Origin of the sequence: Limnohabitans sp. (assembly GCF_044361645.1) — a bacterium.
Taxonomy (GTDB): domain Bacteria; phylum Pseudomonadota; class Gammaproteobacteria; order Burkholderiales; family Burkholderiaceae_C; genus Limnohabitans_A.
This window is the reverse complement of record NZ_JBIKIL010000011.1, coordinates 1-10322: the sequence shown is the minus strand read 5'-3', so window position 1 is coordinate 10322 and position 10322 is coordinate 1. Positions and strand designations below refer to the sequence as shown.

Below are 10322 nucleotides of genomic sequence, written 5' to 3'. Positions count from 1 at the left end.
TCAGCCCACTGCCTTTTCGCGCATCACGGCAACTGTCGGCTGCTGAATCCAGCCCTGCTCCACTTCTTTTTTAAGCTGTGCATAAAACACCTCTATATCACCGCCAAAGCGCTGCCACAAGTCTTTAGCGGCTAACTCGCCACTGTGGTGCGCCAAGATGGTGGCCAGCGGAGCCTGCGTTTTGATGTCAGGGGCTTGGCCCAAGCGAAGCGGGGCGATCAATTCGGTTTGCGGGGCTTTCAAGGGTTCCTCCTCTTCAGAATCAATGTCGATACCGGTGATGACGGCAACAGCGCTCTGCGCAAGATGCGCAGCAACGGTTTTTTTCTTCGACAACTGGTCGGCCAAGTGGTCACACATTTGGAACAGCTGATCAACGATGGCAACGATACGATCTTGTTCGCTCTTTGGCGGCACTGGCACCAGCAATTGCTCAACACCACCAACTCGAAGGTGCTTGACTGTCATCCCAATCGCGGCTTCAACCATTCGCGACTGAAAACTCGGACTTTGAATGACAAACAACAAAAAACGATTGCTGAATAGATCCGGAAACAAACGGATCAACATGGAGCGTTGACCGAGACAAACCTGCTGGCCCTCTGGAACTATTGCGGCCTCGCCCATTGGAGCCTCGCGTGTAAAAAAGATGTCCCCTGCCCGTGGCGGCAATCTTCTTGACCAATACGCATAGGTCTCTTCCGATATCTTTCGGGTATTCGCCAGCTCCATCTTGCCGTTTCGAATGTCGGTGGTTCGAATCAAGTGAATACCAGTGCCGACATAAGGGGCCGTTTTGTTGTGACAGTCCACAACGGCTTGTGAGACTTGGAGCAAAGTCGCCCACACCCAATGATCAGGCAGAACCCCATCGATTGAGGCAACCTGTTGGGTACGAAGCTTCTTCAACATGTTCAAAGCTTCTTTTTGTTCCTGCCCCTCGCACTCCTTTGACCAAGCAACACGCGCCGCCGAAATAGTTTCAAGTAGCTCAGTTGCCGAAGAAGTACTTCGCTCTTCAATATTTAGAAGTTGCCCAGACATGGCTAAATCAAGAATCAATCCCTTGAACCCAGTCACATCCTCTGACGATTCAAAAAGTTGATCGAAGTTATCGGCCAGGCGCGCCCAGGTGGTTTGCAGTTCGTGCGGGCTGGTGGCTGCGGCAACGGCTTGCAGCGTGGATTGGCGTAGTTTGTTTTGCAGGCTGCGGCGCTGTTGTTGCTGGGCTTCCAGTCTGTCGCATAGGGCCATCAGTTCGTCGACTTTGGCTACGATGCGGGATTGCTCATTGACCGGCGGCAATGGAACTTCGAATTGTTCGAGGACCTTCTTGCTTAGACCTTCTCGCGCCATGCCAACTTGGCGAGCCCATATCATGGCCTGTATGTACGGGGACAACATACACATATGCAAGTAGGCCCCAATGGCTGAATCTGTTGGTCGAATGATGGTGACGTGCTGACTGACGTTGGCATCACCAAAGTCTGCCGGGAACAAGGCGCACCGCCCCAATGAGGCGCCAGTGATGTTCAAAAGAATGTCATTACCTTCGACCGCAGAACCTTCCATATTTGCATGCACATTCGATGTAATGAATGCCACTCCATCCAACAAAATGCCGTCGTTCCATACGTTCTGAGAGCGAAGGAACGGCACGCCCTCTCGAACGTAGACCTCGCGACCACCACGCGGTGTACTACCTGATCCAATCTTGTTTGTTATTGCGCCAAGACGTGCGAACGCCCAACCAGGCGGTAGCGAATAAGGGTACTCGTGCGCGGGAATATCTGCAAAGACAATGTATTTCGTAATTTTCTTTTGCTGCAGCAACCTCGATTTCGTGACTTTTAAGTGAGAAAGCCACGTCGCGGCGGACTCGTCGTTGGCGTCCTGCTGCACAAGCTTGCCTTGAACCGCGAGGGCACGAATCAACTCTCGCAGCTTGTTCACCCCCCCCGGCGCATTCGCAATGTGTCCAAATTCCGCTAAAAATCGTTGCGCGTCCATCAGCTTGGCTCCCCGCTTCGGTTGTCCAAGCGTTCGCGCGACAGGGCGATGGCCTCGTGCAGTTTTTGTTGCAGCACGGCTTTGGGTGGCAGTTCGGTCAGGTATTCGGCCACGTGGATGCCGCTGGCGCTCAACTCCAGCAGTTCAATCTGTTCTTGCTTTTTGCCACTGCACAAAATAATGCCCAGGGGTGAGGCTTCGCCGCTTTCTTGCTCGTGCTTGGCCAGCCAGCGCAGGTAGAGCTCCATTTGGCCTTTGTCGGCGGCTTTGAAGTCGCCCAGCTTTAAGTCAATGGCCACCAAGCGCTTGAGGCGGCGGTTGTAAAACAGCAGGTCAATGTAGAAGTCGTCGTTGTCAATCTGTATGCGCTTTTGTCGCGCCACAAAGGTAAAGCCTGCGCCCAGCTCCAATAAAAAGTGCTCCAGCTCGCGCAGGATGGCGTCTTCAAGGTCTTTCTCTAGGTAGCGGTCTTGCATGCCCAGAAAGTCGAGCACATAGGGGTCTTTCAAGAGCAATGCGGGGCTGAGCTGGCCGGTTTCGCGCAGAGCGGCCAGCTCGGTGGTCAGCAGATCGGCCGGTTTACGTGACAAGGCGGTGCGCTCAAACAACATGGAGTCCAGCCGCTCTTGCAGAACGCGGGTACTCCAACGCTCAGCTTGGCACATTTGCAGGTAGAAGTCGCGCTTGAGCGGATCTTCGATGTAGATCAGGCTGCGCAGGTGGGTCCAACTTAATTGTCTACTCACTGCGGAGACAATGTTTTCAGCTTCAAAACTGCTGGCAAAGCGCAGCATGTGGCGCAGGTTTTTGCTGGAGAAGCCGCGCCCATAGTCGGCCTCCAGTTGCCGCGCCAGAGTGGCCACAATTTGTTCGCCATATTCGGCGCGTTGGCCCTGCAGCACTTCGACCTGGATGCGCCGGCCGATGTGCCAGTACAGCAAGGTGAGCGCGCTGTTGACGGTGGTGGCCAGCTGGGCACGGCTGCTGTCGATGAGTTGGCGAATGTCGCGCACCAGCTGTGGTGGCGGCGAGCCCATGGGCGCAGAGGGGGGTGCCACGGCTGTCACTCTGACGCCTCTGGGGTGAAGTGGTGCGCCAGCGCACCGGCCAGCTCGCTCTTGAGCTGGTTTTGGGTTTCTTCAATTTCGCCCAAAAGCTTTTTGTATTTCTCCAGCAATACGTCGGGGTCGTGGGTTTCTTCTTGGGGGGCTCTGGGGTTTTTGAGGTCGAGGTTGTAGATGGGCCAGTACAGCCGGTCGCCAGCGGCTTGGGCGTCGCGTGCATGCAAATCCAGCGTATCGGCTTCACTGCGCAGGCGCTCTACCGAAGTGGTCAGGCTGGTGATGATCTCTTCTTGCGTGGCCTGGTCAATGGCGGCTTGCAACTCACCTGTCAACACCAGCGTGTAGCCTCGTCCGGTGGTCTGGCCACGGTCCATATCGGCTTGCAGCTCATTCATTTGCACTCGCAGCAGAGACACCAGGTCTTCGTCATTGCGCCGCCCGACCAATGAGTCACTCAAATACTTGGCTTGGCGGCGGGCGTCGCCCGCCTCATTGCGCAGTTGTTCGGCCTTGGCCCAGTGGGGCTGGGCGGCAGCCTCAGCTTGCAGGCGTTTGGCTTTGAAGTCCACCTTCCAAGCCTGCTCGTTTTCGATCCGGTCGGCAAAGTCGTTGGCCTCGTTGCCCCACCAGGCTTGCTCGGCTTGAAATTCTTCCAGGCGTATGGGTTTGGTTTTGGAATAGCTCTTGTAGCCCTGCGGGTAGGGGTGCTCATAGAACCAGATGGTGTCGGTGTGGAAGTGCTCGGTGCCGTCATCCACCGTGTGGCCTTTTGTGAAAAACAGCAGGTTGGTTTTGATGGTGGTGTAGGGCGCGAAAACACCTTTGGGCAGGCGAATGATGGTGTGCAAGTTGCAGTTTTGCATTAGCCGCTTTTTGATATCGGCTTTGATGCCGTCGCCAAACAAGAAGCCATCCGGCAACACCACTGCGGCGCGCCCATGCTCCCTGAGCAACTTGACTATCAATTGCATGAACAGGTCTGCAGTTTCTTTAGTGGGGTGGTGATAGCCGGCACCCACGCTGTTATCCTCATAGCCACCAAAGGGTGGGTTGGTAATGATGCAGTGCACGCGCTGATCGGCCCGCCATTCGTTCCAGCCAACGACCAATGTGTTTTTATGTTCGATTTGGCTCGGCACATCAATGCCGTGCAGCAGCATGTTGGTGGTGCACAGCAGGTGTGGAAGCTGCTTTTTCTCAATCCCGCGAATCAGATTTTCTATGGCACGCTTGTCGTCTGAACTGGACTTTTCTGTGAGCTGGCGCCTGAAATGGTCAATCGCGGCGGTCAAAAACCCGCCTGTACCGCAGGCTGGGTCCATCACCGTTTCCCGGTCGTTGAGGCGCGGGTTCACCCGGTCGACCATGAAAGCGGTGATGGCGCGCGGGGTATAAAACTCGCCAGCATTTCCGGCACCACGCAGGTCGTTAAGCATTTGCTCGTAAACGTCGCCCAAGTTGGCGCGGGTGGTGAAGTCGTGAAAGTTGATGGCCTCTTCCAGCTTCTCAATGACGGCCAGCATTTGCGGGCCCGACTTCATGTAGTTGTTGGCGTCACTAAATACTTCACGAATCACCTTGTGCTGGGGGCTTAGGCTGGCATCAATCTGGTCCTTTAGCGCTGGAAAGAGCTCGTTGTTAACAAAGAGAATCAGGTCTTTGGGGGCGATTTTGGGTTGCAACTTGCCCTGGGCATCTGCAGCGTAGCCGGCCCAATTGCGCCAGCGATATTTTTCTGGAATAGGCGAGTGATAGTGGGTATTTGACTCGGTGGCGTTGTCTTCCCACTCTTCTTCGCGCTGGTCAAAGACTTTGAGGAACAGCATCCAGGTGAGCTGGCCCAGGCGCTGGGCGTCGCCGTCGACCCCGTCGTCTTTGCGCATGATGTCCTGGATGGACTTGATGGTGCTGCTGAGGTTCATGGATTCACTTAGGCTGATTTTTGTTCTGGGGAGTCGTACAGGGCGCGCTCTAACGCTTGCACGGCATGGGCGTAATTCTCTACGCCTCCAAATATGCCACGGCGAATTTGGGTTTTGGTGCCAAACTGGTCAAAGGGCGGCAGCTCCAGCACTTTGGCATCTTCGATGTCTTGAACGCCGTGGTCGGCAAACTTTTCCAGCAAGGTTTCGAGGACTGCGCGTGCCTGGTCACCGTATTGGCCAAAAACATTGCGCTTTTTGACCCGATTGGCGCGTTCGCGGCGGGTGAGTGGTTTTTGATCGAAGGCAACGTGCGCCACCAAGTCAAAAGCATCCAACTCCGTGCCGTTGGCCACGGCTTGCTGCAAGATGTCCAGCGATACGCCTTGGTCGGCCAGCTCTTGCAGCACAGCTTGTTTGCGCTCGGCCGTGTTCCAGCGGCGTAAAAAGTCGTTCAAAGTGCCGAACTGGGCTTGCAGTGATTTGCGTATGTCGTCTTTGAGCAGGACGCGGAAACTTTCGGTGATCAGCTTGCCATCGGCATCTAGGTACTGAGCACGCTCCACCGCTAGGCGGACGTCCACATCGTTGATGACGTATTTAATGCGGCCCTCGCCCTCGCCCTCGCCCTCGCCTCCCCCTGCTCCTTCTCCGCCAGGTCCAAATGGCGGTGGATCGGGTTCGCCGGTGCGTGGTGGCTCAACTACTTCGGGGGGGACCACTGGGTCGTCTACCCTGGGCTCGTACACGACCACAGGGTCACCATCAAAATCGGGGTCGGCAAAGAGCCGGGTGGCACCTTTGAAATCCATGATGGTGAAGTACAGCTTTTGGTAGTCCTCACGCAGGCGGGTGCCACGGCCAATGATTTGCTTGAACTCGGTCATCGAATTGATGTTTTGGTCCAGCACGATCAACTTGCAGGTTTTCGCATCCACCCCGGTAGAGAGCAACTTGGAGGTGGTGGCGATGACCGGATAGGGCTCGTCGTTGTCGATGAAGTACGAGATTTGTGCCTTGCCTTCGGTGTCGTCACCCGTGATGCGCATGACGTAGCGGCGGTTATGGGCGGCAGCGGGGATGAGTTTGACCAACTCTTGGCGCATGCGCTCGGCGTGGTCTTGGTCGTCACAGAAAACGATGGTTTTGGCCATGGGATTGGTGGCCTTGAGGTATTCCCATACCCTGCTGGCCACCAGCTGGGTGCGCTTTTCGAGCACCATTTTTCGGTCGAAGTCTTTGGTGTTGTATTGGCGCTGTTCCACCACCTGACCCAATTTGTCGACCTTGCCTTTCTCGGGCGTGTAGCCCACGGCGTCCACATCAGTGACAATGCGGATGACTTTGTAGGGTGCCAAAAAACCGTCTTCGATGCCTTGTTTGAGTGAATAGGTGTAGATGGCCTCGCCAAAGTACTTGATGTTGAACTCTGGTGCATCAATCACACGCAACCCGGTTTTCTTGTCAACCGTCACTTTTTCTTTGGGGGTTGCGGTCAGCCCCAAGTGCGTGGCTTGGCTGAAATAGTCCAGCACTTCACGCCAGGCAGAGTCATCCACGGCGCTGCCCCGGTGGCATTCGTCAATCACCACCAGGTCAAAAAAATCAGCGGGAAATTGCCGATAGATTTGTTTCCACTCTTCTTTACCGGTGACGGCCTGATACAAGGCCAGGTAGATTTCGTAGTTCTTTTTGACCTCACGGTTGGTGACCTTGTGCATGAGCTCGCCGAAGGGGGCGAAGTCTTGTTGCATGGTTTGGTCAACCAAGATGTTGCGGTCGGCCAAAAACAAAATGCGTTTTTTGGCCTTGGCTTTCCAAAGCCGCCAAATGATTTGGAACGCTGTATAGGTTTTACCCGTACCCGTGGCCATGACCAACAAGATGCGTTGCTGGCCTTTCGCTACGGCTTCAACCGCGCGGTTGATGGCGACCCGCTGGTAGTAGTAGGGCTCTCGGCCGCTGCCGTCGGTGTAAAAAGGCTGCTCCAACAGCTTGACGGCTGCAGGCGACTCCAACCCTTTCCATTGTTGATAAATGGGCCAGAGCTCTGAAAGGGGTGGGAAGCTGTGCAGTTCCAGAGCGCGCTCCACGGGGTGCGTGATGCCCGTGCGGTCGTGCAACAGAAAGCCTTTACCGTTGCTGCTGATGGCAAAGGGGACATCCAGCATTTCGGCGTAAACCAAGGCCTGCTGCATGCCGTGACCGACCGAAAAAATGGATTTTTTAACTTCTACGACCGCGATAGGCACATTAGGCCGTGCATAAAGCACAAAGTCGGGACGCTTAGGGCCGCCTTTGGCCGTTGGATTTTTGATTCGCGCGGCCAACGTGCCCCGCACCACCACGCGGCCAAGCGTGAGTGGAACCTCTTCGCGAAACTCGTGCTGCTGCCAACCCGCCTGCAAGATGGCAGGCGTGATGTATTTGGTGCAAATGTCTCGTTCGCTGAGAGATTTTTTGTCCATATCAGGCGGCGCAGTCAGTGCTTAAGGGGCAGGCGAAGGAAGGCATTTTCTTGTCAAAGACTGGAAGCGTTTTTGATTGAACCTCCACGCCCTTGAGCGTGGCCCCTTCTTTTTTGGCCTCGATCACGCCGCAGGCTTTGCCGTTCACATACAGCAGGTAGTCGGCAAAGCCGTGGCCGGTGTTGAGCGGAAACTCGCGGATGGCCACGCCCTGCGCTGCATGCAGATTGACTTGGTCGATGTTGCAAACTTGCCAGCCAGCGGCTTGCAAGAGTTGGTCAATCTGAAGGCGGGCTTTGGCTTCGGGAGTCATTCCGTCAAATGGATTTTATTTTTAGAACTATGGAATGCATTCTAGGGGCCAACTGGCACAAAGCCCCGGCATTTTTAAAAATGCCGGGGCTTTGTACCGCCATGGTTGGGGCTCAGGTCATCGGTGTGCAAGTCTTCGCGCACGGGGGTGCGCTCCTACAAAATGCAACGCCCCACGCTGGCCAGCGCCAAGGCTCAGTCAAGCTTGATCCCCAAGTCCACCGCCAGTTTGATCCAGACGGGCACTTCGGCCTCCCAGTCTTTGCGGGTGTCGGCCAGGTTTTTGGGTTTGTTGGGGATGGCAAAGGTTTCGCGCAGCTTGGCGGCTTTGTCGGTGTTGGACCAAGCCACGGCCTCGTCGGCCATGCGTTTGAGGATGGCCTCAGGCGTGCCTGCCGGGGCCACCAGGGGCAAGCCGCCTTCGAGCGTGACCAGCTTATCGGTGTTGCCTTGTTCAGTGAGCGTGGGCACATCGGGCAGCTTGGGCGAGCGGTAGCTGCCCGTCACACCAATGGCGCGCACGCCCCGGGTGGACACGGTGTTGAAGGCCTGATAACTGCCCACGGCGATTTGCAATTGCCCCGAGGCCACGTCCAGCCACATGGGCGCCTCACCCCGGTAGTGCACCGACTGGATGCTGGTGCCCTGCTGGCGGTTGGTCTGGTCGGCCACCATGTGCGGGTAAGAGCCCGGGGCATAGGTGCCCATAGAAGTGTTGTTCTTTTTGGCCCAGGCCACAAACTCGGCCATGTTTTTGGCCGGAATCTTGTCGTGGATGCCCACCACCAGCGGGCCAGACGGGAACACGGTGACCGGGGTCAGGTCTTTGTCCAGGTTGTAGGGCAACTTGGCGTACAACACGCGGTTTTGCCAAAAGGTGCCCGATGTGCTCATGACGAAGGTGTAGCCGTCGGCGGGGGACTTGGCAACGGCATCGATGCCAATGATGGCGCCCGCACCGGGCCTGTTTTCAATGACCACCGGCACACCCAAACGGCCACTGAGGAAGTCCCCAAAGTTGCGGGCATAGGCATCGGTCAGGCCACCGGGGGGAAAGGCCACCACGATTTTGATGGGCTTGGCGGGCCACTTTGGGGCCTGGGCCATGGCCGGGCTGACTCCAGCAAGGCCTGCCAAACCGACACTCGCGAGGGCTGTGGCAACTTGCAAAAATTGACGACGGGGCTTGGGTGTGTGGGGCTTGCTCATGCTGATGTGAAAGTGTGATGAAGTTGGAACTCTAGTTGTGAATATCAAATCGATTCAATATAAAGATACAAAGAAGTTGTCACTGAACACCTTGAGTTTAGAAGCGAACGCTGTGGCTTTGAATGGGGGTTTGAACCCATGCAGGGCAAGACAGTGACTTGCGGTTTGATCAATCGAAAACAACAAAATCAAGAGCCCGACTGGCTTTGTGCGACAATGCAAACCGCTGAGGCCTCCAGTTGCCCCAGCATCAGCACTCCTGCTGGGGCCTGACCCGGGCAACGCTCAAAACAAGCGCCTGCGGTTTCCATGCTCACCTTAAGACCTGTCGACCCACACTGGTCACTGCCAACAGCATTGATTGAGTCGACACCCAGCGCCGGACATGGCGCTCAGAAAATGAACTTTGAAGAATTGAACCTGGCTCCGGCCCTCATGCAAGCTGTGCGCGAGCTCGGCTACGACACCCCCACCCCCATCCAGGCCCAGGCCATTCCCGCCGTTTTGGCCGGCCAAGACTTGTTGGCCGGGGCACAAACCGGCACCGGCAAAACCGCCGCCTTCACCCTGCCCATGCTGCACAAGCTGAGCCTGAGTGAGCCTGGCCAAAACCGTTTTGGCGGCAAAGCCATCCGCGCTTTGGTGCTCACGCCCACCCGCGAATTGGCCGCTCAGGTCGAAGAGTCGGTGCGCGATTACGGCAAATATTTGAAGCTCGACTCCACGGTGATTTTTGGCGGTGTGGGCATGAACCCGCAAATCAACAAAATCAAACGCGGTGTGGACATCTTGGTGGCCACACCCGGCCGCTTGCTGGACTTGCAGGGCCAGGGCTTCCTGGACCTGTCGACCATCGAAATTTTGGTGCTCGACGAGGCCGACCGCATGCTGGACATGGGCTTCATCCACGACGTGAAAAAAGTGCTGGCCCTGGTGCCCAAAGACAAGCAAAGCTTGTTGTTCTCGGCCACCTTCAGCGACGAGATCCGCGAGCTCGCGGCCAACTTGCTCAAGAACCCGCAAAGCATCCAAGTCACGCCCAGCAACACCACGGTGCAGCGCATCACGCAGGTGATCCACCCGGTGGGCCGCGGCAAGAAAAAAGACGTGCTGCTGCACATCATCCAAAAGCACGACTTGAGCCAGGTGCTGGTGTTCACCCGCACCAAGTTTGGCGCCAACAATGTGGCTGACTTTTTGACCAAAAACGGCGTGAAAGCCATGGCCCTGCACGGCAACAAGAGCCAAACCGCCCGCACCCAGGCTTTGGCTGGGTTCAAAATCGGTGACATCCGCGCCCTGGTCGCCACCGACATTGCAGCGCGCGGCATCGACAT

Annotated in this window: 7 protein-coding genes; 1 reads left to right on the top strand and 6 read right to left on the bottom strand. The window is 56.3% G+C overall.

Annotation, left to right across the window (positions count from 1 at the left end; genetic code table 11):
• The 6 genes from ACIQ39_RS03155 to ACIQ39_RS03130 all read right to left on the bottom strand — a co-directional run bounded on the left by ACIQ39_RS03155 (position 1) and on the right by ACIQ39_RS03130 (position 8883).
• On the bottom strand, positions 1-2010 hold the full coding sequence (locus tag ACIQ39_RS03155) for a restriction endonuclease subunit S (RefSeq protein WP_396433160.1): 2010 nt from the start codon (positions 2008-2010) through the stop codon (positions 1-3).
• On the bottom strand, positions 2010-3047 hold the full coding sequence (locus ACIQ39_RS03150; protein WP_396433198.1) for a YhcG family protein: 1038 nt from the start codon (positions 3045-3047) through the stop codon (positions 2010-2012). The genes ACIQ39_RS03155 and ACIQ39_RS03150 overlap by 1 nt, the downstream gene beginning before the upstream one ends.
• 26 nt (positions 3048-3073) lie before the next feature.
• A complete protein-coding gene (locus ACIQ39_RS03145; RefSeq protein WP_396433159.1) occupies positions 3074-4996 on the bottom strand; it encodes an N-6 DNA methylase in 1923 nt (640 codons plus the stop codon).
• Between the two features lie 8 nt (positions 4997-5004).
• A complete protein-coding gene (gene hsdR, locus ACIQ39_RS03140; RefSeq protein WP_396433158.1) occupies positions 5005-7464 on the bottom strand; it encodes an EcoAI/FtnUII family type I restriction enzme subunit R in 2460 nt (819 codons plus the stop codon).
• 1 nt (position 7465) lies between these two features.
• Positions 7466-7777, bottom strand: a complete 312-nt coding sequence (locus ACIQ39_RS03135) for a type I restriction endonuclease (protein ID WP_396433157.1) — start codon at positions 7775-7777, stop codon at positions 7466-7468.
• 194 nt (positions 7778-7971) lie between these two features.
• Positions 7972-8883 carry a Bug family tripartite tricarboxylate transporter substrate binding protein gene (locus tag ACIQ39_RS03130; RefSeq protein WP_396433156.1) on the bottom strand — a complete coding sequence of 304 codons (912 nt, stop codon included), beginning with the start codon at positions 8881-8883 and terminating at the stop codon, positions 7972-7974.
• Between the two features lie 501 nt (positions 8884-9384).
• On the opposite strand from ACIQ39_RS03130, the gene ACIQ39_RS03125 reads away from it, so the two are divergent.
• Positions 9385-10322, top strand: a 938-nt coding sequence (locus ACIQ39_RS03125) for a DEAD/DEAH box helicase (protein ID WP_396433155.1), incomplete at its 3' end; no start/stop codon positions are given.

Excerpts from the sequence above, each read along its gene's own strand:
- ACIQ39_RS03145 (WP_396433159.1), bottom strand. The coding sequence starts at position 4,996 with ATGAACCTCAGCAGCACCATCAAGTCCATCCAGGACATCATGCGCAAA.
- ACIQ39_RS03150 (WP_396433198.1), bottom strand. The coding sequence starts at position 3,047 with ATGGGCTCGCCGCCACCACAGCTGGTGCGCGACATTCGCCAACTCATC.
- ACIQ39_RS03135 (WP_396433157.1), bottom strand. The coding sequence starts at position 7,777 with ATGACTCCCGAAGCCAAAGCCCGCCTTCAGATTGACCAACTCTTGCAA.
- ACIQ39_RS03155 (WP_396433160.1), bottom strand. The coding sequence starts at position 2,010 with ATGGACGCGCAACGATTTTTAGCGGAATTTGGACACATTGCGAATGCG.
- ACIQ39_RS03130 (WP_396433156.1), bottom strand. The coding sequence starts at position 8,883 with ATGGCCCAGGCCCCAAAGTGGCCCGCCAAGCCCATCAAAATCGTGGTG.
- hsdR (WP_396433158.1), bottom strand. The coding sequence starts at position 7,464 with ATGGACAAAAAATCTCTCAGCGAACGAGACATTTGCACCAAATACATC.